20 protein-coding genes are annotated in these 23,402 nt (G+C 65.7%); 4 read left to right on the top strand and 16 right to left on the bottom strand.

What is annotated here, in order from left to right; genetic code table 11:
- Window positions 1–103: 103 nt before the first annotated feature.
- Together AC6H0N_RS08410 and AC6H0N_RS08415 are read left to right on the top strand one after the other, a co-directional pair.
- Window positions 104–1,735, top strand: coding sequence for an electron transfer flavoprotein-ubiquinone oxidoreductase (locus AC6H0N_RS08410; RefSeq protein ID WP_497573984.1), 1,632 nt, complete (start codon window positions 104–106; stop codon window positions 1,733–1,735).
- Window positions 1,736–1,753: 18 nt separating this feature from the next.
- Window positions 1,754–2,383, top strand: a complete 630-nt coding sequence (locus AC6H0N_RS08415; protein ID WP_497573644.1) for a YbhB/YbcL family Raf kinase inhibitor-like protein — start codon at window positions 1,754–1,756, stop codon at window positions 2,381–2,383.
- On the opposite strand, the gene AC6H0N_RS08420 is transcribed toward AC6H0N_RS08415, so the two are convergent.
- Genes AC6H0N_RS08420 through AC6H0N_RS08435 form a run of 4 tightly spaced genes read right to left on the bottom strand, consistent with a single transcriptional unit; the run spans window position 2,361 to window position 9,345 of the window.
- Complete coding sequence (locus tag AC6H0N_RS08420) at window positions 2,361–4,130, bottom strand: gamma-glutamyltransferase family protein (RefSeq protein WP_497573645.1); 1,770 nt, start codon at window positions 4,128–4,130, stop codon at window positions 2,361–2,363. The two genes, AC6H0N_RS08415 and AC6H0N_RS08420, sit on opposite strands and share 23 nt — an antisense overlap.
- Window positions 4,108–7,929, bottom strand: coding sequence for an EAL domain-containing protein (locus AC6H0N_RS08425; protein ID WP_497573646.1), 3,822 nt, complete (start codon window positions 7,927–7,929; stop codon window positions 4,108–4,110). The genes AC6H0N_RS08420 and AC6H0N_RS08425 overlap by 23 nt, the downstream gene beginning before the upstream one ends.
- 7 nt (window positions 7,930–7,936) lie before the next feature.
- Window positions 7,937–8,368, bottom strand: coding sequence for a response regulator (locus AC6H0N_RS08430; RefSeq protein ID WP_497573647.1), 432 nt, complete (start codon window positions 8,366–8,368; stop codon window positions 7,937–7,939).
- Window positions 8,365–9,345, bottom strand: coding sequence for a sensor histidine kinase (locus AC6H0N_RS08435; protein WP_497573648.1), 981 nt, complete (start codon window positions 9,343–9,345; stop codon window positions 8,365–8,367). Before AC6H0N_RS08435 ends, AC6H0N_RS08430 begins: the two co-directional genes overlap by 4 nt.
- Window positions 9,346–10,051: 706 nt before the next feature.
- Between AC6H0N_RS08435 and AC6H0N_RS08440 the strand changes: the two genes are divergently transcribed.
- Both AC6H0N_RS08440 and AC6H0N_RS08445 read left to right on the top strand, forming a co-directional pair.
- A complete protein-coding gene (locus AC6H0N_RS08440; protein ID WP_497573649.1) occupies window positions 10,052–10,255 on the top strand; it encodes a hypothetical protein in 204 nt (67 codons plus the stop codon).
- 258 nt (window positions 10,256–10,513) lie between these two features.
- A complete protein-coding gene (locus tag AC6H0N_RS08445; RefSeq protein ID WP_497573650.1) occupies window positions 10,514–10,645 on the top strand; it encodes a hypothetical protein in 132 nt (43 codons plus the stop codon).
- 70 nt (window positions 10,646–10,715) lie between these two features.
- Here AC6H0N_RS08445 and AC6H0N_RS08450 read toward each other — a convergent pair whose 3' ends face one another.
- The 12 genes from AC6H0N_RS08450 to AC6H0N_RS08505 all read right to left on the bottom strand — a co-directional run bounded on the left by AC6H0N_RS08450 (window position 10,716) and on the right by AC6H0N_RS08505 (window position 23,394).
- Window positions 10,716–11,156 carry a hypothetical protein gene (locus AC6H0N_RS08450; RefSeq protein WP_497573651.1) on the bottom strand — a complete coding sequence of 147 codons (441 nt, stop codon included), beginning with the start codon at window positions 11,154–11,156 and terminating at the stop codon, window positions 10,716–10,718.
- A gap of 3 nt (window positions 11,157–11,159) precedes the next feature.
- The gene (locus tag AC6H0N_RS08455; protein WP_497573652.1) at window positions 11,160–11,447 is read right to left on the bottom strand and encodes a hypothetical protein; all 288 of its coding nucleotides are present in this window, start codon (window positions 11,445–11,447) and stop codon (window positions 11,160–11,162) included.
- Between the two features lie 73 nt (window positions 11,448–11,520).
- Complete coding sequence (locus AC6H0N_RS08460; RefSeq protein WP_497573653.1) at window positions 11,521–12,012, bottom strand: glycoside hydrolase family 24 protein; 492 nt, start codon at window positions 12,010–12,012, stop codon at window positions 11,521–11,523.
- Complete coding sequence (locus AC6H0N_RS08465) at window positions 12,012–12,347, bottom strand: hypothetical protein (RefSeq protein WP_497573654.1); 336 nt, start codon at window positions 12,345–12,347, stop codon at window positions 12,012–12,014. The genes AC6H0N_RS08460 and AC6H0N_RS08465 overlap by 1 nt, the downstream gene beginning before the upstream one ends.
- Before the next feature lie 91 nt (window positions 12,348–12,438).
- The gene (locus AC6H0N_RS08470) at window positions 12,439–12,663 is read right to left on the bottom strand and encodes a hypothetical protein (RefSeq protein ID WP_497573655.1); all 225 of its coding nucleotides are present in this window, start codon (window positions 12,661–12,663) and stop codon (window positions 12,439–12,441) included.
- Complete coding sequence (locus AC6H0N_RS08475) at window positions 12,656–14,326, bottom strand: hypothetical protein (RefSeq protein ID WP_497573656.1); 1,671 nt, start codon at window positions 14,324–14,326, stop codon at window positions 12,656–12,658. The genes AC6H0N_RS08470 and AC6H0N_RS08475 overlap by 8 nt, the downstream gene beginning before the upstream one ends.
- Window positions 14,323–14,961 carry a hypothetical protein gene (locus AC6H0N_RS08480; RefSeq protein WP_497573657.1) on the bottom strand — a complete coding sequence of 213 codons (639 nt, stop codon included), beginning with the start codon at window positions 14,959–14,961 and terminating at the stop codon, window positions 14,323–14,325. The genes AC6H0N_RS08475 and AC6H0N_RS08480 overlap by 4 nt, the downstream gene beginning before the upstream one ends.
- Window positions 14,958–15,953 (bottom strand): LamG-like jellyroll fold domain-containing protein, encoded by a 996-nt coding sequence (locus tag AC6H0N_RS08485; RefSeq protein ID WP_497573658.1) that lies wholly within the window; start codon window positions 15,951–15,953, stop codon window positions 14,958–14,960. The genes AC6H0N_RS08480 and AC6H0N_RS08485 overlap by 4 nt, the downstream gene beginning before the upstream one ends.
- A 1-nt stretch (window position 15,954) precedes the next feature.
- Window positions 15,955–16,356: a hypothetical protein gene (locus AC6H0N_RS08490; RefSeq protein ID WP_497573659.1), complete on the bottom strand. Its 402-nt coding sequence runs from the start codon at window positions 16,354–16,356 to the stop codon at window positions 15,955–15,957.
- Window positions 16,357–16,373: 17 nt separating this feature from the next.
- Window positions 16,374–19,859 (bottom strand): hypothetical protein, encoded by a 3,486-nt coding sequence (locus AC6H0N_RS08495; protein ID WP_497573660.1) that lies wholly within the window; start codon window positions 19,857–19,859, stop codon window positions 16,374–16,376.
- Entirely contained in the window at window positions 19,856–20,251 is a 396-nt protein-coding gene (locus AC6H0N_RS08500; RefSeq protein WP_497573661.1) for a hypothetical protein, read from the bottom strand. Before AC6H0N_RS08500 ends, AC6H0N_RS08495 begins: the two co-directional genes overlap by 4 nt.
- Window positions 20,251–23,394 carry a phage tail tape measure protein gene (locus AC6H0N_RS08505; RefSeq protein WP_497573662.1) on the bottom strand — a complete coding sequence of 1,048 codons (3,144 nt, stop codon included), beginning with the start codon at window positions 23,392–23,394 and terminating at the stop codon, window positions 20,251–20,253. The genes AC6H0N_RS08500 and AC6H0N_RS08505 overlap by 1 nt, the downstream gene beginning before the upstream one ends.
- Between the last annotated feature and the right edge of the window lie 8 nt (window positions 23,395–23,402).

The following is a 23,402-nucleotide window of genomic DNA, read 5'->3' on the forward strand; positions in this document are numbered from 1 at the left end:
GTTCCCTTCCGGTTTCAGACGCGAAGCTACGCCGCGGGATGCACGCTGTACACCCACCAGAACGCGCATTACACTGCGGGGGCAGACAAGCATGGACGAGGCAATGGAACGCGAACGCATGGAATTCGACGTGCTGATCGTTGGCGCCGGCCCGGCCGGGCTGGCCGCAGCAATCCGCTTGGCCCAGCGTGGCGCAGAAGCCGGGCGCGCATTGTCGGTGTGCGTGCTCGAGAAAGCGCCCGAACCAGGCGCCCACACGCTCTCCGGGGCGGTAATGGATCCCCGCGGCCTCGATGCGCTGCTGCCGGGCTGGCGCGAACGCGCGCCAAAGCTCACGCCCGCCACCGAAGACGAATTCCTGTTCCTCTCTGAGCACACCGCAAGACGCGTCCCGAACGCGCTGCTGCCGCAGTGTTTTCGCAACGAGGGCAATGTCATCGTGCGCCTGGGGCACCTCGTCAAATGGCTGGCGAATGAAGCCGAGGCGCTGGGCGTCGAGATCTATCCCGGCTTCGCTGCCGCCGATCTGGTGATCGACGATGGTGTAGTGCGCGGCGTCGTCACCGGCGACGTGGGGCGCACGCGCGACGGAACACCGGGCCCGGGCTTCGCGCCCGGCATGGAACTGCTGGCCCGCTACACGCTGTTCGCCGAAGGCTGTCGCGGACATCTGGGCAAGCGGCTGGAAGCCCGTTTCGGGCTACGCGACGGAGCCGATCCGCAAACCTACGGCATCGGGCTGAAGGAGTTGTGGGAGGTCCGGCCGGAGCAGCGTCGGCCCGGCCGCGTAACGCACACCGCCGGCTGGCCGCTGGCCAACGACACCTACGGCGGCGGCTTCCTCTACCACCTCGACGGCGGCCTGGTAGCGACCGGCTTCGTGGTCGGGCTGGACTACGCCAATCCGTGGCTCTCGCCCTTCCACGAATTCCAGCGTTTCAAGACCCACCCGGCGTTGCGGCCGCTCTTCGAGGGCGGCAAGCGCATCGCCTACGGCGCACGGGCCATCGCGGCGGGCGGCCTGCAGTCACTGCCCAAGACAACGTTTCCCGGCGGGGCGCTGATCGGCGACGACGCGGGCTACCTCAACGCCGCGCGCATCAAGGGCATTCACGCTGCGATCGAGTCCGGCATGCTGGCGGCCAACGCGGCCTTCGATGCGGTCGGCGCCGAGCGCAGTGGCGACGAACTGGCCGCCTACGCGCAAGCCTTCCGCGCCAGCCCGCTGCACGCCGAACTGCATCGCACCCGCAACTTCAAGCCGCTGATGAAGCACGGCCTGATTACCGGCGCGCTGGCCTTCGGCATCGACCAGCTCGTGCTGCGCGGGCGCGCCCCGTGGACGCTGGCCAACCGCGCAGATCACACGGCGCTGCGCGAAGCCGCGGGCTGTCCGAGCATCGACTATCCGGCACCAGACGGCGAGGTGAGCTTCGATCTGCTGTCCTCGGTGTTCCTCTCGAACACCAACCACGCCGAGGACCAGCCCTGCCACCTGCGCCTGCACGACGAGACTGTGCCGGTGGAACTCAACCTCGCACGCTACGCTGCGCCGGAACAACGCTATTGCCCGGCCAGCGTGTATGAAATCGTCGAGGAGGAAGCCGGCCCGCGCCTGCAGATCAACGCGCAGAACTGCGTGCACTGCAAGACCTGCGACATCAAGGATCCGACGCAGAACATCGAATGGGTGCCGCCCCAGGGCGGCGAAGGCCCGATCTACTCGGGCATGTGACCGTCACAAGGAGAGAACATGAAACTGACCAGCCAAAGCATCACCGATGGCGCAGCCATTGCCGGCGAATTTGCTTTCTGCATCCCGGCTACCGAAGGCCACGTTCGCCTCAGCGCCAACCGCAACCCACATCTTGCGTGGAGCGACGTACCAGCCGGCACGCAATCCTTCGCGCTGATCTGCCACGACCCGGACGTACCCAGCCGCGGCGATGACGTGAACCAGGAAGGCCGCACGGTACCGGCAAGCCTGCCGCGCGTGGATTTCTTCCACTGGCTGCTGGTCGACCTGCCCGCCGAGGCGCGCGAGATCGCCGCCGGCAGCTTCTCGTCCGAAGTCACGCCCGGCGGCAAGAGCGGCCCGGCCGGCCCCAACGGCACGCGCCAGGGCGTCAACGACTACACCAACTGGTTTGCCGGCGACGCGGACATGGGCGGCCAGTACCACGGCTATGACGGCCCCTGCCCGCCGTGGAACGACGAGATCGTGCACCGCTACGTGTTCACGCTGTACGCGCTGGACGTGCCGCGTTGCGCGGTCGAAGGCAGCTTCACCGGCGCCGACGTGCGCGCTGCAATCGCCGCTCACGTGCTGGCCGAGGCGTCGATCACCGGCACCTATTCGCTCAATCCGGCCGTGCGCGGCTGACGCCCATCGCAAGGCCCTCGCGGCGCGGATCGGCAGCACCCAGCCAGCCATCTGCGTCGCGCACGATGATCGCGAGTCCACTGGTCATCGGGCTGGCCTCCGGCGCATGACCAAAGGCACGCAGCCGTTCGCCCAGCGCGCGTCCGGCCGGCGTGTCCTCGACTTCCGTCGGCCCGTTGCGGCTGCCAGCGTGCGGGCGGCTCAGCAGCATGTCGGGCGCCATGTGGAAATCGATCAGCCCCACCAGCGCTGACGCCACATAGTTGATGATGCGGCTGCCGCCCGGCGAGCCCAGCACCGCATGCAATCGCCCCGACGCATCAAACACCATGGTCGGCGCCATTGAACTGACCGGGCGACGCCCCGGCACAACGCGATTGGGATGCGGCACTCCATTGGCGCGTTCGGGCTGAAACGCGAAGTCGGTGAGCTGATTGTTGAGCAGAATGCCGTGCACCATGCGGCGCGAGCCGAAGGCGTTCTCGATCGACGCGGTCAGCGCCACCGCGTTGCCCTCGCCATCGACTATGGAAATGTGCGTTGTTGCGGGCCGTTCCGGAGCCTGGGGCGTCGGCGCCGGGACCTGGTCAGGCTGCCCGGCCTCGGCGCGGCCCATGCTGTCCGACAGCGCAATGCCGTCGGCACGGCGGCGCAGATAACTGGTGTCGAGCAGCGCCTCGGTGGTCACCATCATCGATGCCGGATCGCCGTACCAGGCATTGCGGTCCGCATAGGCGAGACGACCGGCCTCGGCGAACAGATGCGTCACGAAGGCTGAATCGGGATCGAGCGCGGACAACTCGAAACGCTCCAGCGCCCCAAGCAGTGCCAGCACCGCGCCCCCGCCAGCACTGGGCGGAGGCATGCCGCACACGCGGTAGGCCCGATACGCCCCACACAAGGCCGTGCGCCGCACCGGCTGCCACGTTGCCAAGTCGGCCTCCGTGAGCACGCCCGGCGAAGGCTCACGGCGCACCGCGGCAACGATGTCACGCGCAAGTTCACCCCGATACAGCACGTCGGCGCCCTCTGCCGCCACGCGCCTCAGCACGGCCGCCAGCGCAGGATTGCGCAGTGCTGTCCCAACCGGTACGGCGGCGCCATCCGGCAGATAGAACAGCGCGCGGGCAGCCGGGTCTGCACGCAGAAAGCGGTCGCCGTCGAGCAAGGCATGCAGGCGCGGCGATACGGCAAAGCCCTGCTCGGCGAGAGTGATGGCAGCGTCGAACAATCGAGGCCAGGGCAACCGCCCGCCTTCACGGTGCGCCGCTTCGAGCATGCGCAGCAGCCCCGGCGCACCGACTGCGCGGCCGCCCACCACGGCCTCGAAGAAGGGCATAGCTTTGCCGTCACGCAGGAACAAGGCGGCGTCGGCTGCCGCAGGCGCCGTCTCACGGCCGTCCCAAGCAACCAGCGCGCGCCGGGCCATATCGAAGTGCAGCATGAATGCCCCGCCGCCAATGCCGGCCGATTGAGGCTCGACTACGTTGAGCACCATGGCGGCGGCAATCGCCGCGTCGATCGCGCTGCCGCCCTCGTGCAGCACGGCCGCGGCCGCACGTGTGGCGTGCGCGTTGGCGGTGACGACCATGGCATGGGTTGAGCGCGCCTGCGAAACGACACCGACGCCGCTCGCAGGCTCAGGCGCAGCGCGGTCGGCCTGCGCCGGCACGACACACGCGACAAACAGCAGGAAGGCAACAAAGAGACGTGGCAGACGGCGTTCAGCTACCAGCAGTGTCGGCATAGAGCAGTGCGGCGAAGACGTCTGCCTCGACGGGCGGACTGAAGTAATAACCTTGGCACAAATCGCAGGCGTGAGTGCGCAGGAAGGCGAGCTGATCACCCGTTTCAACCCCTTCGGCAACCACTCGCATGCGCAGCGTGCGCGCCATCGCGACGATCGCGGCTGCGATTTCCATATCGCCCGGATCGTGCGGGAGGTCACGCACGAACTCCCGGTCGATCTTGAGCACATCGATCGGGAAACGCTTGAGATAGGCCAGCGACGAATATCCGGTACCGAAGTCGTCGATGGCCAGAGTGACGCCAAGCTCCTTCAAGGCGCGCAGCCGCTCGCCCGCGAGAACTTCGTGCCCCATGATCGTGCTCTCGGTCAGTTCGAGTTCCAGACGATGCGCCGGCAACCCCGACTCGCGGATGATCGCGGCGATGCGCGCCGGCAGATCGGTCTGCCACAGTTGGCGGCCGGACAGATTGACCGCCATCGTCAGCGGCGGCAGGCCCAGGGCGTCCCAACGCCGCGCCTGTTCGCAGGCGTGGCGCAGCACCCACTCGCCGAGCGGCACGATCAGGCCGTTCTCTTCGGCCACCGGAATGAATTCGGCCGGCGGAATCAGCCCGCGTTCGGGATCGTTCCAGCGCAGCAAGGCTTCGCATCCGACGATGCGGTCGCTGGCAAGATCGATCTGTGGCTGGTAGTGCAAGGTGAACTCATCGCGATCGAGCGCGCGACGCATGCGGGTTTCCAGTTCCACGCGCTGCTGTGCTGCGGCGCTGAGCTCCGCCGTGAAGAAACGGTAGGTGCTGCGGCCTTCTGCCTTGGCGCTGTAGAGCGCGGCGTCGGCGTGCTGGATGAGCTCTGTGGTGTTCTCGCCGTCCTGCGGGAAACAACTGATGCCGACGCTCAACCCGACATAAACCTCCTGCCCGCCCGACAACAGGAAAGGATCCTCCAGCAGGCGGATCAACGCGCGGGCCACGAAGGCCGCCTCCTCGGGCGCGCTGATCGACTCCATGACCATCAGGAATTCGTCGCCACCGACCCGCGCCAGAGTGTCTTCCCCGCGCACGCGGGCACGCAGCCTCGCAGCGATCATGACCAGCAGTTCGTCGCCAACGGGATGGCCGAAGCTGTCGTTGACGTCCTTGAAGCGATCCAGGTCGATGAACAGTACGGCAATGCCGTGGCCCTTGCGGCGCGCGTGCTCGATGGCGTGCTCGAGCCGCAGATTGACCAGCACACGGTTAGGCAAGGCCGTCAGCGGATCGTAGTGGGCCAGACGCTGCAACTCCGCCTCGGAGTGCTTGAGCTGGCTGATGTCGGTCATCACGCCAACGTACTGGACCGGGCGGCCATGCTCGTCCGACACGGTGCTCAGGCTCACCCAGTGTGGCGAGGTCTCGCCGCTCTTGCGACGATTCCAGACCTCCCCCTGCCAATAACCATGCTCCTGCAGCGCTCCCCACATGGCCGCATAGAACCCCGACGGATGCCGGTCGGACCGCACGATCGAAGTGTTGCGGCCCAGCACTTCAGCCTCGTCGTAGCCGGTAATGGCCGAATACGCGCGGTTGACCGCCACGATGCTGCCTTCGAGGTCGGTGATGACCACGCCGTCGCGCGTACTCTCAAACACGGCCGCTGCCCGGCGCAGGCTGTCGAGCGCGACCTTGCGTTCGAGCGCAGCCGAAACCCCGGCCGCAAGGATGCGCAGCACGCTTTGCTCGGATGCGCTCCAGCTCTTGGTGTGCTGTTCGGTCTCGATGCCGATGCAGCCCCACAGCGCACCCCGGCAGAACAACGGGAGCACCATGATGCTGGCGATGAACTTGCCCTCGAAAAAGAGCTTTTCGTCGTCCGGCAGCTGCTCGATATCGCAGGCAACAATCTCGCCCTGCTGCAGTTGCTCGAGCCAGCGCTCAAGGTGCATGTCCTCGACGCTGACATTGGTGACATCAGCATCGGATACGGGATGCATGACCGTTTCCGCTTCCCAGCGACAGCGGATGCTGGCCGCCGGCCGACCCGTCTCGGGATGCGGGTGGATCTGAAAGATATAGGTCGAATCCCCGCCGATGTGGCGCCCGACGCGCTCCAGCACACACTCCAGAGCCCGGTCCAGATCGTCTTCCCGCAGCAATTCCAGCGTGGCCCGCGCCGCCATTTCAAGTGAGGCCTCGCGCTGCCGCACTGCATCGGCGATGCGGCGTTTCTGCACGGCCAGACTGGCAAGACTGGCGAACTCGGTGAGGACGTCAGCACGATCGGCTTCGTTGCCGCCTTCGGCAGGACCACGCACGATCAACGCGCCGATGATCTTGCCTGCCTCGTCACGCAGCGACGCACCAAACATCTGTTCACGCCCGAGCTCGTCATCCTGCAGCACAAAACTTGCCGCCCGGGCCGCGGCCGCACAACGCTCCGCCAGTGATTGTTCCAGCGGCTGCATGCCCTCGCGGCGTACATCGGCCAGCACGCTGCCATCGTCGTCGATGAACAGCACATCGGCGCGGCTGGTGAAGCCAAGCAGCAATTCGACCTCCTGCACGATGGAACCCAGCACGACCTCAAGTCCGTCGTCTGCCGCGATACGGTCGAGCACCTTGCCGCGCGCCTGCTGCAGCAAGCGCTTGATCGCGCGCTCGCTGACGTCGATATCGATGCAATACACCTCCTTCTCACCGCTCGCACCGGTCTGCATTACCAGGCTGGAGAAGACATGCAGCATGCGCCCGTCGCGGGTGCGCAGGCGCAGCTCCGCCGCCGGCACCGGCTCGCCCTTGTCGGCCCAGCCGCGCACCGCTGACCGGAAATGCTCCTGCTCGCCCTCCGGCACGATCAGATCCGCGATGTCGCGTCCGATCACCTCGTCTGCGCTGTAGCCGTAAAGGTCTTCACTCGCCTGGTTCCAGAACAACAGGCGGCAATCACGGTTGAACACCTGCACGGCAACCGCCGGGGTGTGCTCGAACAGATTGCGGAAGCGCTGCTCGCTGGCCACCAGTTCGGCCCGCTCGCGGCGCAGTTCGACCTGGGTTTGAAGTTTTTCCAGCGTTGCGATCAGTTCGTAAAGGTAACCATCCCGCTTGGGCAGGTAGTCATCCACCCCCATGCGCAGGGCCTTGGCCGCGATTTCACCGCTGCCATGGCCGGTGATGAGGACGATGGGCAGCTCCATGCAATGCTGCCCACGCAGGATGCGAACCAGTTCCAGCCCGTCGATGCCCGGCAAGCGATAGTCGAGAACGACCGCGTCATAGGACTTGTCAGGTGAGGCGACGGCCGACAGAACGTCATCTGCGACAGCAACCGTTTCAATCCGGATATGCGGGGCGTGGCGTGCGAAATGGCGACGCGCCAGATCGACATCGAAAGCATTGGGTTCGGCGTACAGCACGCGCATGCGACGGCTGCGGCGCACCGCGTGTTCGCGATGACGCGCAACGGCCGCCTGCAGCGCGGCGGGGAGATCGACAAGGTAGTCGTCCCGCTTGGTGACGTAGTCGTCAGCGCCGGCCTTGAGTGCGGCAAGTGCCGCATCCTGCTCGCCGGAGCCGGTCAGGACGATGATGGCGGGTGAATCGGCGCGCTCCCGGATCTCGGCGAGAAAATCGATACCGATGCCGTCGGGCAGATCAAGATCAAGCAGCACCGCGTCGAAAGGCGGATCGGTTGCCATGCGCTGACGTGCGAGCGCCAGGGTCGGTGCAATGCTGAGGGATACATCGGGTGCGTGGCGCGAGAACATCCGCTGCGCCAGATCTGCGTCACTGTGGGAATCCTCGACGTAGAGGACGCGCATGACCAGGCTACCTCGGTGCCTTGTTGAGTACGCACCAGAACAGTTCAATCTGCTCGGCGACTTCCATAAACTTGCCGAAATCCACAGGCTTGACGATGTAGGAGTTGGCGCCCAGCTCATACGCGGTGCGCAGATCGACGCTCTCGCCCGATGAGGTCAGCATGACGACGGGAATCAGGCGGAAACGCTCGTGCGACTTGATCCGCCGCAGCACTTCCAGCCCGTTGACCTTGGGCAGTTTGATGTCGAGCAGGATCACGGCTGGCAGCGGATCACCGGCTTCCCAGCGATCGATATATTCCAGCGCCTCTTCACCGTCTCGCGCGACCTGCACCGGATTGCCGAAACGCCGGCGTGCAAAGGCGCGCTGGGTCAGGTCGAGATCCACCGGATTATCCTCGACCAGCAGGATGGGCTGTGGCAACGATTCAGTCGTCACTTCGGGAGCTCCATGAAAAAAGTCGCGCCCTCACCCGGCGCGCTTTCGGCCCATACCCGGCCGCCCATGCGATTCACCGCCTTCTTGACCAGCGCCAGACCGACGCCGGTACCCGGATAATCCTCGGCGCGGTGCAAGCGCTGGAAGACGTCAAATATGCGGTCATGGTACTGCATGTCGAATCCAATGCCATTGTCACGAACGAAGAGCAGCACGCGGTCGCCGCGATCCTCGGCACCAATGTCGATGCGTGGATCGTCCTGGCCGCGACTGAACTTCAGCGCGTTCTCAAGCAGGTTGCGCAGCGCCAGCGCAAAACCGTCGCGGTCGACTCGCGCGACCACCCCTTCCAGGGCGCACGAGATGATCACCGAATGCACTCCGGGGTCACCGTCACGCTGCTCGATCAACTGTGCGGCGATGCCATCAAGCGGGATTTCGCGGACTTCCAGCGCGCGCCGCTCGATGCGCGAATAGGCCAGCATGTCCTCGATCAGCGCGTGCATCTGCGCCACGCCATTGCGGATGTTGCCGAGCAGCAAACGGCCTTCATCGTCGACGCGGTCGGAGTAATCAAGCAGCAGGATCTGACTGTAGCCGTCGACCCCGCGCAGCGGCGCCTTGAGGTCATGCGAGACGGAGTAGGAAAACGCTTCGAGTTCGCGATTGGCCGCCTCGAGCTGAGCGGTTCGCTCAGTGACGCGGCTCTCGAGATCGACGTTGAGCGCGCCGAGCGCGGATTCGGAAGTGCTCTGGCGTTCGAGCATGCGGCGGATGATGACGTACAGCACGACCGACACCACCAACAGATAGATGGCGCCCTTCCAGGAATGCAGCAGCGACAGCAATGCCTCGTCTGAGCCGGCAAGCCCCTCGATCAGCCGATCAGACACGAAGAGCCAGAGCAGGCTGAAACCCGCATACCCGGCGACGATACGCGCGGCCTCACGGCCGGCTCTGCTGCGCTGCTCGCTCAAGCCATGCTCCCCCGTGCTGTTGCAAACACGTGTCCGGAATGGCCTGCGCGGCCCTTCCCCTGTCTTGCTGCCAGCATTGATGCTACGGATCGGCGAAGCGCCCGCAACAGGCGTTCAACGCGAACTGCGCTACCGGTCACGCATGATCGCAGAAAATTGTCGCAGATCCGCCTGGTGCGTGCTTCGGCGCACCACACCGACAGCCGGAAGTGGAAGGAGACTTCCTGCAGCAGCAACGCACAGTCTGCCCTTGATCAGCCACGTCCGCCGACACGTACCTTCGTGGCACCAGTGTGCGCCGTGTTCGACAGATGCTCGACGTCGCACACAAGCGTATGCGCGGCATTGCCACGCAGAGTCGAAAAAGGGGGGAGTCTTTGCAGCTGCGAAGTGCCTGCCGGCAAAAAAAAACGCGCCTCAGGCGCGCTTCTGTATCCGTGGCGGAGAGGGCGTACTACACACACCCTTTAAATCCGGGACATATTGACCTCGAAAGTCAGATGTACCGACAAATCTACCCACATAAGGCGCCCCGCAAATCGGGCAAATGTTGCCACGAAGTGACGCGCATGCAAGGATAACTGTTGTTTTATACAGTTACCAAGGAGCGGCGATGTTTGTGCGGGTGCGACCCCTGCGGCGGGGCGGGCGGAAGGTGGATGATTTGCCGAGGGTTGCGGGGGATCTGCACTCGTCGGGGATGGACATGAAGCTGCAGCCGTTCGGGACGATGCAGCCCGATCGAATCATGCGGCTATACCGGGCGGAGGTGCAGGTGATGGGCGGAGTCGGCGGCCTGATGGTGCGCGGTTTAGAGGAGCACAACGGCGCGGGGGTGCTGCAGGAATGGGACGTGCAGCCGCTGAAGCTGCTGGTCGGCCCGGATGGGTTTGAGCGGTGGGACTGGTAAAGCCAACTACATACGGTATGTGAAGCACATATGACCTACTGCGTATGACAGCAAGTCTTTGATTTTTCAGATAGTGCAAACTTTGCAAAACAATCATTCAAGGGGCTAGAATGCGCTCACGCAAGCGGTCCGGGCGCACGAGGCGCCCGGGGCCTGGAAAGAGTTGCGGCCCTCCACAACCCTCTTCTCTGGAAAGTTGATGGTACGGAGGCTACAGCGCTTGCGCAACCGAAGTTCTCTCTTATAAGGAACTCGATCATGGCAAAAGCCACTGATACGCGCACTCTGTACCGCAGCGCAGTTACCGGTGAGATCATCACCAAGGCTCAAGCTGAGCGCAACAAACGGGAATCGGTGAAAGAAACCTACCCGAAACCCAAGCGCAAGTAACACGCGCCAAGTAGCACCGAGCCGGGGCCATGCGCCCCGGCTTTTCATTTCTACACGTCCATCTGATCGATCATCGGGCGCGGTGCACAAGCGCGGGGGCGTAGTGAATCTGTCGGTCTGGCCCTTGGTCGGGGTTGCCGCCATCGGCAGCAATGACGGCGCGCCGCCATAGGTTGGCGCGCCACTTCCACATGCCGTCTTCAACGCAGTGTGTGTGCAACAGTTCATGCACTGCACGCTGATATTTCACATCGAGCAGCCCGAGGCGCATCGCCTGGCAGAACACGTCGTGCACCAGCGATGGGCGCATGCTCGATGCGGTGTCGAACGTCGGGCCGCTCGGGCCGTCCCATGCGTAGCCTTTGCGGACGGTCAGCAGTCCATCGGCTCGCAGCACGAAGTAGTCGTGAATGATCGTGGCGCCGACGATGGGCGTCTGCACGGTGTAGTCATGCGCGAGCTGGTACTTGATGCCGCGGATGTAGGCGATGCAGTTGGGCGACGGCTGCATGCCCTACTCCTCCACCGACGGCAGCAGCGCCTCGACTTCCGCCGCCTTGAACGCCCCCGATCGCACCACGACCGTGCCGCGATCGCTGCGCTGCACGATGAGCACGTCGGCGTATGCGGCATCTTTGCCCCACTGATGCACGGCCACCCCGCCGGCGTCGCCGGTGACGGCGGATACCATGCCGCCGGCGCGCAGGTCGGTAACGCGAAGGCCGGCGTCGGCGCCGGTGAAGGTGTTGCAGCCGACCAGCGTCACAGCGCAGAGGGCGGCGATCAGGAAGGTGTGTCGCATGGCTTGCTCCTGTGTGGTGGGCGGCCCGGTAGCGCTGTCCCTAACGCCCCGGTTTGGTGTGCCGCCCGTTGATCTATGCCAGCGCCCCGCCTGCCTGGGTGTAGGCGGTGTGCAGCTTGGCAAGGCTTTGCTCGTGCTGGCCGTAGCCGGCGCCGGGCAGGCTGGCCCAGCGGGTGCGGCACTTGGCAAGGGCGTCGTCAAGCCGGCCGGCTTCAATGTCTTCCAGCGCCTTGCATTCGCGGATGAGCTGCAACGCGATGGCGTCCTGCGCCATGGGGCCGAAGTCAGCCAGGCCGAGCTGGCGCATGTAGTGCTCGGCAAAGCGGTGCAGGATCTGATAGCGCCCGGCAGCGGTGGATTCTCCGGTGCTGCCCGACTGGTAGCGGAAGCCCACGATCACGTTCGGGTGCTGCGCGTAGCTGCGGAACCGGATCGGGCGCGCAGGCGTGCTGCCGACGATCACGTCGTATCCGTCATCACCGATGGCGGCCGTGCCCTCAGCAACCGCAATGGTGTCGAGGAAGGCGCGCAGGTTGGCGCTCAGGCTGGGGGTGCGCGCGCTCATCACCCGCCGCTCCGGATCTTGTGGCTGGCGAGATACCAAAGCGCCATCATGATCACGCCCAACACCCCGAGCACTGCCTTGCTGGCGAGCTGCTTGCGCAGTTCGCGATAGAACTCGATGCGCTCGCGATGCGCCTCGATCATCTGCTCATGCGCCTTGCGGTGTTCAGCGGGGTCGCCGCCTGGGAAGCCGCTGCGCACCAGCGAGCAAACGCGCTCGAAACCCTCGTCCATGCTGGCCTTCTGGCGGGTTTCGTGGTCGGCAAGCCGGGCGGAGATTTGAGCGTCCACAATATCGGTCAGGCGCCGGCGGTCTTCGGGCGTCATTTCGGGCATTTCGGCGTCCTCGTCGGTGGGTGTGTGTTGCGCCACCACGCAGCCACGCGGCGGGCGATCTGGATCAGGCCCAGGGGGCGGAAAGGCGCGCTCATATCTCGATCACCGTCACGGTCAGATCGGGCGCGTCGCCCTCGATGGCGCCGTCGGGCCGGAAATACACGCGGTCATCTACGGCGGCGGTGCCAAGGGCGGTGTGCAGCGCGCCGTCGTCCAGCTCGATGCGGCACTCGCTGCCATTCACGGCAACAACGGTGCCGACGAGGCGCGGGGTGCGCGGCAGCAGTGAGCGGAAGGCGTGGAATACGTTACTCATGGCATTCAAGCTCCAGCACCTGGCGCACGCGGGCGCCCTGCGTGGGCACGCTCACGCCGCGCACCAGCCCGCGCAGCGGGTCTTCGCCCTCGACCCACTCGACCAGGCTGCCCACCGGGTAGAGCCCGATCTCGTCAAAGATGGGGGTTTCCACCAGCATGATTTGCTGCTCGCCGGTGTCGCCCAGCACGGCCTCACCGCGACCGCGGGCGGCGTCGGCGTGGGTGATGAGCGGGTCGACAATCATTTCCGCCACCATGTCGCCAGCGCTGCCGGTGCGCTTGACCTGCCCGAGCACGCCGCCAATCGCCCCGCCGCTCACATACACGGCGTTGTAGGCGGGCTTCTCGACGTACTCGGTGCTCACGCGGGTAGTGGCTTCCGCCGGCAGGATGAAATCGGGCGTGGCCGCGGCGAATTCCCACGGCAACACGGGGTAGCGCGGCAGCACGTGCAGCGTTTTGGTGAGCGGGTCGGCCTGCACGTAGCCGCCGGCGGCCTGCGCAATGCGCACCACGGCTTCCATGGCCGTGCCGGTATGCACCCACGCGCCGGCCGGCACCAGCCAGTCAGCAATCTGCCAATCCAGCGTCCAGCCAATCGGCACACCGTTGATGGTGAGCGCGGCCTCGGCAAGTTGTTGGGCGGTGGCCGCCCCGCCGGTGTTGTCGCGGCTGAGCACCGGCGCGGCCGGCTCGGCCAGCTCGGCGGCGATGCCGCGGCCGGTGAGGTTGAGGCGGTCCATCGGGAAGCTGCGGTCGCGCGTGATGCGCTCGACGAGCAGGCGCCACACCACGCCGTTGATCTGCGCTTCCAGCTCCACCGGGGCGCCGGGGCCGCTCGGGCGCAGGTCGGGCAGATACACGCCCTGCACGGTGGCCGACCAGCCCCAGCCCCATGAGCCGGCGTCAATGCGGGGCTGCAGCGACAGCGCGTGAATGGCCAGCGCGTTGTCCACGCGCACGAGGGTGACGTTGTTCACCACGATGTAGCTCCTCTGGATCGGCACCACGACGCTGCCGTCCTCATTGGTGGGCGGCTCATTGGGCGGCGTGACCACGCCCCAGCCGGGGTTGAGTGCGCGGGCGAAGCGCGCCCAGGGAATCACGTACAGCCCGCTGGCCGGCAGCGCGGCGGGGTGTGGCGCACGCAGCGCCAAGTCAATCGGGTCAGCCACGCCCCACGGCGCGATCGCGGATCGGTCAGCCGGCTGCGTGTGTCCCCAACCGGGGTCCGCCTGCACCGCCGGGCGGGCTGCGTAACTGCCCCACGGCATAACGCCGGCCTGGTCGGCGGGGGCACTCACCCCCCACGCCAGGCCCAAGCCGCGCGGGGGCAGCGGCTGCCCCCCCCCCCACGGCGAGCGGGCTGACCGGTCGGCTTGCGCGCTCACGCGCCATACGCTGCGCGTTGCGCTGCGCTGGGCAGTGGCAAGCAGCCAGGGGGCGCGGGTGGATACGTCGCGGCGGGCGGTGCCGGGGGTTACAGCGCGGATCGGACTGATGCTGGGAGCGGTGCGCACCCACGGTGCGGAGAGCCGCTTCGCCACGCGCCGAGCGGTGCCTGCAGCGGCTGCATCGAGCACTAGCGCCCGGCCAGCCTGCGCCTGGGCGGGCTGCGGGCCGTAGTTGAGCGTGATGCTGCGCCCGAGCTGCGCCGTCATGCCGCCACCTCGTCGCGCACCAGCTCTGACACCACGCGGTTGGCGCACGGCGGCGCGTAGTCGTCGGCTTCGGAATCAAGATCAATCGGCACCAGGTAGAACTCGGCCGACTCAAAACCCACTTCCAGCCTAAAGGCGCTGGCTGTGGTATCCACCTGCCCCGCGAGCGCACCCGTGCTGCGTAAGTAAGCGCGCACCCGGCGATCCACCGGCACGCCCTGGTTGCGCACAACGCCGGCCAGCTCGTAGCGGTGCACGATGGCGTCGAGCACCGGCACGCCCAGCGGGCTGGGTATCGCGGCCAACACCACCGGCACCGCAAAGCCGCGGGCGGACGGAATGCCAAGCGGCCCCGGCACCAAGGCAACCACCTGCCCAACATGAACACCCCGAGCCGCGGGCTCGCCGAGCGGTGACGGCACCGCAGCCACGCATCCCACCGCCTCCGGCGACACCACGCCCACCAGCCCGCCCGGCACGCCAAGCGGCGACGGCACGGAAACCAACGCCTCGACGGTGGACGCGCCTGCCAGCTGCCATGTAGCGTCCGCCGCATCCGCCGACGGCCGTGTGTAGGGGCTGGCGCCCTGCCACGTGGCATCTGCCGCATTGAAGGGCGGGCGGGTGTAGCTCATTCGGGCAACACCCGCATGATCAGGTCGTTGTGGAGGTCACCGGCAGCATCATCGAGCACCACCACCAGCACCTCATCAGCCGCCGTGGTGACTGCGCTGTATTCTCCAGTGGTCGGGTCGCTCTGCACTTCTTCGAGCAGCGCGCCAGTGCTGCGCAGGTACACGCGCACGGTGCGCTGCGCAGGTTCGCCAGCGTCGTCCAACACGACACCCGAAACCCCGATTACTGCAGGTGCGGATGATTTGTAAGGGTGCAGCGCTGGCAGATTTGCAGCGAGCCCCCATTTGTGGGCGAGATAACCCTCGATAATCTGCCGCGTTTCATCGTCTGCATCGTCGTGCAGCACGATCACTTCATGCAGATAGCCCTCGAATCGGTTCGCCGCATAAGAAGAATCCGGAGAGCCGCCAATGGTTAAGGCCGACGCGGCCCCAAATGAGCGCGTACCAGAGCCGGCAGAACCGGACAAAACGGTGCCGTTGCCGTACTGCCGAATGGCGGCATTCGAGAGCGTGCCGCCATATTGCCAGGGGGCGGAGGGAATCGCGCCAACACCACTAACGGCCGTATTGCCGCCGCCCGTGTCGTTGCGCAGGTAGCTGATTGAATTGTTTGCGGGCGAAGCAAAAATCGCCGACCACTGCGCGTTGGTAGCCCCTTTGACCAGCGGGGAACTGAAGGCGACCGGTGAACCCGTTCGCTCGATCACCATAAACACCGAAACACCATCAGCACCGGACGGGTTTTCGAAAGACGGGGTAATCAAAGCCCTGGTCACGCTCGCGGCGTCGAGGTGAACACCATGCAATCCATTCAGACGAGCAGAAACCCGCGCCGGCTTATTCGCTGTTGCCGGGGAAGCGTGACGGCCATTCCCGCTTTTATCGCGCCACTCATCGACCGCCCCCGCCGTCAGCGTAAAGCTGCCGCCATCCTCCGCATCCAACCAAAGCGCAGTGGTGATCTGCTCAGGCGTCCAGAGAATTGACATCTCAGCCCACCACCGCAGCGACCAGCTCGACCGGACCACCGGCTACGATCGTGGCGTTGAGGACGATCTTGCCCGCTACCGGCTCGTTGCCAATCTCGGCCGGCAAACGCAAGTGTGGAACGCCGGCGGCGTCGCAGAATTCGCCATACGCGGGGGTGATGGTCGCCGGGGCCTCTTCCTCGCGATTGGTGGCCGCGAAGGTGAATTGCCCAGTCGTTCCATTCACCGTGCCACAAGGGTCGTCCAGCGGGATGCTGGCGCCCAGCACGTCGGCGGCACTGTAAATATTCAGTACGGCCACACCCGATTCCGCCACGTTCTCGGCGTCGATCACATCGCGCATCGCGGAGTGGGCAGCCACCAAAACGGCCGCGGAGTATTCATAGGTTGCGGGGGCGGGCATGGGTGAAGTCTCCTGAGTTAATCAACGTCGCCGCGGCCTTCGAGGTCGAACTTGTCGCCCTCGAGCGTGGCGCCGGCGAGGATGGTGCGGGCGACCCAAAGCGGGCCATTGGCACCCACGGTGTTGAATCGCAATGTGTTGCCGGTGGCCCAGCCGCCACCCCAACCATCTGCACGCAGCACGAAGTACGGGTCGCCGGTAACGGGGTTGATTGGGGCAAGGTCAGCGCCGGTGTTGCCGCTGGCGATCTGGCCAAGGTTTTCGCCAAACACCTGGAATGCAGTGGGGCTGGTGAAGGTGATGCGCCAACGCTCGGTCACGGCCGATTCGTTGATCACTTCCACCGGGTTGTCGATGTCGTTGTACTGGCCGGCTGCATCGCTTCCGATACGCGCGTCTGACCAAACGTTGGTCCAGGTCTGCTGGTCAAACAGGCTGGTGACCAAAGCTTGCAGGTCGCCAAACAACAGGGCGCTGGAGAGGTAAGTTCCATCCGTGGGGTAGTCGCGAGACACCTGCGCTGCGAAGCTGACCTGCCCGTTGATCTGCACGTCAGACACCAGCAGCATGTCTTCCACTCGATGCACGGCCACCAGCGGCTGAGCGACACCTGCCCCACTCCAATCGGCGGCCATGGTGACGGTGCCGGCGTCCAGATCCACCAGGTAGCGGTCGGCGGCAATCTTGGTGCCGTCATCGTCTTCCAGATGCAGCACTGCCAGATCAGTGCGCCCGGCGCTGTAGGTTTCGCCCGCCTCAACCGGGTTGGTGAGCGCCGTGCGCTGGGTGTTGTGCAACACCGCAACGTCGGTCGGGCGGAAGATCGGCACGCGCCCATCAGACGGCAGCCGCACGGGGTCGAGCCCGAGAATGGCGGCATCAAGCGGCAGGTTGGTGAGCACCACGCAGTTGTAGCGCAGCGTGCCGGGGAAGACGGCACGCTGCACCCAGGCGCCGCCTACCATCTGGCCAAATTCCACGGCCACTACGCCGGTTTCTTGCGAGACCTGACCCCGCATGTGGGCGCCGGTGATGGCGCCCGATTGGTCGGCTACGCCGGTGAGCGGGTCGCCATCAGCGGCGGTGACTTGCACAAAGGTGCTGGCAGGCCGCAATGGGCTGCCAGCAGTACGAAAGTGCGCTTCGGTGGCAGTGAATGTGCCGTAACTGGTAAGGCACGCACGCACGTTGATGCCAACCGCTACGTTGTCGGCCCACCAGTTGAGCGTGGCGCGGCCGGTGGTGTAGTCAATGGTGCCGGCAAGGGTGCCGAGGCCGGTGGATGGGGATACATTGGCCACCAGGGTGCCGGCGCGGTCAATGTACTGAGCGCCCGTAATGTTGACGATGAGCGACCCCGGCACGATGGAGTCGCGAGTGGTGGCGGTCAGATCCAGCGTGAGCCCGAGGCCAGCCGCATCCACCTCTTCCGCCTCAACGTCCAGCGGGTCGAAAGATGCAGTGTCGCGCTCCACGCGGATATCACTGACGGCGGCGATAGTGAGCGTGACCGGCTTGCGAATCCAGGTGTCTGGCGCGCTGGCATCGTTGTACGTTGTCTGTTCGGCGCTGATGCTGGTGAGCGTGACAACGCCGGTGGTGGCATTGAAGCTGCCAACGGCTTGGTCTTGCCAGGCGAGCCGATCCACCGTGGCGTTTTGCGGGGCGACGCGGCGGCCGCGAATACGCACTTGGCCGCCACTGGTGATGTAGCAATCACCATCCACCGCGGTGTCGGTCAGATCCGCAGAGAAGGTGCCACCGTTGCGCCACGGGCCTGAGCCAGACACAGTGAAACTGCCGGCAACCACCGTTGCGGCGGTACCGCTATACAGGTCGGCGCCATCACGCCACGTGTAGTCGCACAGAATGGTGGCTGCGCGGTCAGGCGGCGTGGTGAAGCGCAGCACCACTTGCCCCGTGGCGTAGTCAATGGTGCCGGTCACGCCGGTGCCGGTCAGTTGCCCGGCAGCGCCAGAATCAGTCACGCTACGCGGCGCGCCGCCTACGTTGTAGGTAAGCGTCACACTACCCGGAACCACCGGGGAATTCGCCAGAGAGCACTCCAGCACCAGCGCAGTGGCCGCGTCGGACGTAGCCCCAGCCCGCACGGTGTAATGCACCGCACTGCCCCAGGTGAAAAGCACCGCGCTATCCAGATCGGGTAGTGCGCCCAAGGTGACCACAACCGCGCCTGTGACGTAATCCACCGAGCCCGTGCCCTCATTGGGGTTGGCGGCAACCAGCTCGCCAGAGCCGTTGTCGCGCAGGGTGTACCACCGCCCCAACGCGCGGAACTCCACAAGCAAAGTGCCAGGGGCTGGGGCGGGGCTCACGGTCTCGGCGTATACGGTGCCGCGCGTGGCCAGCGTTACGGGCACCGCCTTGGTGTGCGCAGTGGCAGACATGAAAACCGCCGGCACCGCCCAGGCATTGCCGCGAGTCGGATCGCTGCCGTCCCAATTCCCGCGGGAAATCGCGTGCAACCCCGACTCATATTGAAGCTGGCCGGTAAAACCAAGCGAGGCCACCTGAGCCAGAACGCCAGCACCATTGTCGGCCGACGAAGCGAGGCGAACAGAACCAGGCACAACAGCCCGGGGCCAACGCCGCAGGTCGTCTTGGTCGCCGGTAACGGGAATGGTGTCGAACAGCACTTCACCACCCGTCGCCTCAACGATAGAAGCACCCGGAGCGCTGGCCATGCTGATCGCCGTCTCTCGCTGCGTGCTCGGCACCAACGCGGCGAATACGCTGCTCAGGCGAACATCCAGGTCGGCGGCCTCGACCGGCTCAGCCAGCGGGGCAATGCCATAATAGTTCGAGGCATCGGCCACGGTGGTGATGCGCAGCTTGGTGACGCTCAGATCTTCCGAATAACGGGACGGCTCGGTCCCTTGGAACGTTTGCTGCAGGCGGGTGGAAATCTTGAGCGTGACCACTCGGCGGCGGAACTCGCCTTGCGTGTCAGTGAAGGTGCTGACGTTGTGGTCAATATCAGTGATGCGCACAAACTGCTGCGCGGCCGCCTGCCCGCCACCCTCGATCGAAAGCACGAACGCATCACCCACTTCCGGCAGCGGGTCTTCCTCGCGCATATAGGCAAGCACGGCAGACTGACCAACGAGCTGCGTGCCATACACGCGCATCTGCGCGAGCGGCCCCGCCACCACATACGACTCGATGCGGTTGCGCGCCTGGGTGCGGGTGTCAAATGCACTGCCCGTCGAGAACAGCACGCAGGAAATAAGCGGGTTGTCGGGCGGGTCGGTGATGATCGCGTGCGCACCGCCGTACATCTCCAGCGTGGCAGTGCGCACCGCAAGGAAGATCTTGCGCAAGTTCACGCGGCCATACACCGCATCGACTCGCGACACCTTGGGATAGATATTGCCCACCACGCCGCTGGTGATGGCGTTCTGCGTCATGCGCCCGCCGCCGTCAGGCGTGTCGCGCATGCGCTCGGATTCAAGTAGCTGGATATCAGCGGGGGTGATGGTCATGGGGCGGTAACCTCGATGAGCCGCAGCGTGACCACATAAGGCCAGTCGGCAAGGGGGAGTTCGGGTCGGGCGACGGGCCGGGCGCTGATGGGCTCGCCACCAGGCGCGAACATCACGGGAAAGCTGCGACCGTCTGCGTGCTCGAACGTGAAGACAGCGCCCTGCGCCTCGGCCAAGCCGTAAAGCGCCAGCAGCGTGGCGCGGGTGATCCAGCCGTGGTCTTCGGTGGCTTCGAGCGTGATCGGGCGGCCATCGATACGCTCAGCCACATCAACGACGAGCTGGCCGGTAACCGATCGCTCAGACACCGATTCCACCGGGCGCCAGTTGAACTCGTCGGTCCAGAGCAGGCCGGCGTCCAGTTCGACGGATTCGAGCAGATGCACGTCCATCAGGCCGCCGTCCTTTGCAGCGCCTCAAGCTCGCGCACGAGGCGCGTAGCGCTGTCGGCGTCGGCGAAGTTGAGCTGCGTGCTGCGCCCGTTGATGTTCAGATCAACCCGATGCACCGTTGGCGCCTGAGTTGCCGTGCGGGCAGACTGCGGCGCATCGGCCGGCGTGGCTGCGGCGGCCGCATAGACGGAAATCAAGCGAGAAATTTCAGACCGTACTGCCTCTTCCGAGTAGATAGACCCACGCACACCGCGCGCGCGGCTCCGATTCACGCGCGCAGAATTCGTGTTGATCAGATCGAGCACCCGCTCACGCAGCTCATCGCCCCCTGCCCGCTCCGCCTCTTGCACCAGGTCCGAGAAATCCCACCCGGCACCGCCGCCAGAGCTGCCGCCCGATTCAGCCGTGCGGGCGCCCTGAATGCTGCTGGTCACGCCATCAATAGAAGCGGCCGCGTCATCGGCGGACTGCCCGATCATGGCTACCGCGTTGGCGGCGTCTTCGGCCTCGCCGCGCAGCGCAGCGGTGGCGGCGGCCGCCTCACGCATGCTGGTGACGGTGACGCGGCCTGCAGCGTCGGCCGCCAACTTCAGGCCGTTTTGCCCGGCCTCTGCCTTCAACGCGGCTGACGCGACACCGTTGTTGGCATCAACCGCTTTCTCTGCGTATGCGGTGAATGCCGATTGAATATCTCTGGCGCTGGCCGTGCCGCTGTCGCGGATGGTCAGGAAGTCACGTTTGGCATTGGCGGCGACTTGCTTTAGCGCCTCGGTGCTCTCGACGCCGAGCCGCTGGTAGGCGGCGGCCACCTGTTCCGCCTTGGCGGTGGCTTCGTCCAGCGCGGTGGCGTTGCTCTTGGCGGCGTCGGTGTTGGCCTTGGTGGATTCGGTGGCCTTCTGGACAACGCCGTCGACGTACTCGAAGCCTTCGCCCAACGCTTCGAGGCGGGCGCGAGCTGCGTCAGATTGCGCGATAAGGTCAACGGTGGCTTCGTTCGAAGATTTTGTGGCCTCCGTCGTTTTCTCGACGGACGCCCCCAACCGTTCCCAGGCAGCACCCGAGGCGATAGATGCGTCTGCCGCAACATCAAAGGCTGCTTTGGAGCGCTTTCCATACTCGTCGGCCATCCCCCACAGCGCCTCGGATTGAAGCTTCACCTCGTCACTGACCGAGCGCAGCTGGCTCGAAATGGTATCGAGCGGGATCATCCGAGAAAGCGCGCCAGATATCGTGCTGGCATACCCGGCAAAAGCCCCGGACATGATGGCGCCGACCTCGGCAACCTTGAACAGGGCGGCGACGATGATGGCGCCGCCGGCTTTGAAGATATTTACGACGAGCGAGAGCTGATCGCCCACGCGCGTCACACGAGCCCCGAGGTCACCCAACGCGGTGCCACTGCTGCCCGTGAAATCCTCCAGCGATTTCTTGATGCCGCTGAAGTCGGCCTTCTCGATGAATTCAGCCACCCACTTGGAAGCGGCACCGAATGCACTGGCCACCGATTCTCCAAAGCGCGTAATGGCGCCCGACGCGACCAGCTCTCGCATGCGGTCCGAGAAGCCGCGAATCTGATCGGTCAGCGGCTCCAGCAAGGGGTCGAGCAGCGCCCGGCGGCCGGCGTCCCACGCCGAGAGCCAGCCGCGCCATGCGCCCCGCAGGTTTCCGTCCATCGTTGCGGCGGCACGCGCCGCTGAGCCTTCGGCTTTATCAAGTGCACCGCTCAGGTCGTCCAGGCTTGCAACGCCCTGGTTCAGCAAAGCGCGCAAGGCGGGTCCGGCTTCGCGGCCAACGGCAACAATGGCTTTGGCGCCGCGCGGGCCGGCCTCTGCCAGCTGCCGCAACGCCAGGTTGAAGTCGCCGGTGGTAATGCCCGCGGCGGCCAGCTCGTTACGGAAGGTACTGGCCGGGTCGCTGAACTGCGAGAGGATTGCGTTCAGTGCCGTGCCGGCGCGGCTGGCGTCGATGCCGGCGTCGGCGAACTTGCCGATGATGGCGGCGGTGTCTTCCAGCGAGAGGCCGAGCGACTGCGCTGTCGGCGCGGCAAACGCCAGCGCCGTGCCCAGGCCGGTGACGGTGGTGTTGGCACGGGCAGCGGCTTCGGTCAGCACGTCGGCCACACGGCCGGATTGCGTAACCTCCAGCCCGAAGCCGCGCACGGCACGCGTCACCAGACTCGATGCCTCGGCCAGTTCAATGCTGTTGGCCTGGGCCAGCGCCAGCACTGCCGGCAGCGTGGCCACCGATTCGCTTGCGTTGAAGCCGGCGCGCGCCAGGTTCTCCAGCGCCACGGCGGCTTCGGTTGCGGTGTAACGGGTTTCGGTGCCGGCGCGATCCGCTTCAGCGCGGAGCATCACCATTTCTTCGGCAGATGCCCGCGTTACGGCGGCCACCTTGTCCATCTGCTCTTCAAAGTCCGCCGCGCTGGCCGTGGCTTCATTGAACATCCGCACGCCGAAATACGTGACGATGGTGGTGGCCACGGCCAGCACGCGGGCGCGCAGGCTGCTGAACATGCCGCCGGTGCGCTCGGCCTGCTTGCCCATGCGCTCCACCTTCTTGCCGGTGGTGTCAGAGGCTTTGCCGGCCTTGTCGATTTCCTTGCCAGCTGCGCCCGTCTCGCGGCCGGCGCTGGTCATGCGCGTGGCCATTTCCCGTGCGCGGGTGCTGGCTGATTCGAGCGCCGTGCGCAGAGCGGCTTGCTTCTGCGCCAGATCGGTGGTGCCCACGCCCGCCGTAGTCATGGCGCCGCGCACGTTCTGCAGCGCCAGGCGCTTCTGTTCCAGCGCCGTGGCCGAGTCCTTCACTTCCTTACGGGCGCGGTTGAACTCGTTGGTCAGCTTGCGCGAAGGGGCCTCGGTGGCCGCCATTTCGCGGCCGAGCTTCTGCGCGCGCTCCTGCGCGGTCTGCAGTGCCTTGCCGGCTTCGCCGGTTTCCTTCTTGAGCAGGGTGAATTGCTGGATGAGGCTTTGCTGGTTGTCGAGCTTGCGCAGCTCGGCAGCCAGGGCGGCAAACTGGGGTGCGGCCTCGCCCCCTTTGCTCGCCAGCTCGTCGAGCTCGGCGGCAAGAGTGGCGACCTGCTGCTGGCCGCTGGTGGAGGCGGCAATGCGCAGTTCGACATCAGAGGAGTCGATGAGGGCCATGCGGGCAC

It is taken from the genome of Pseudazoarcus sp. NS34 (assembly GCF_059703725.1).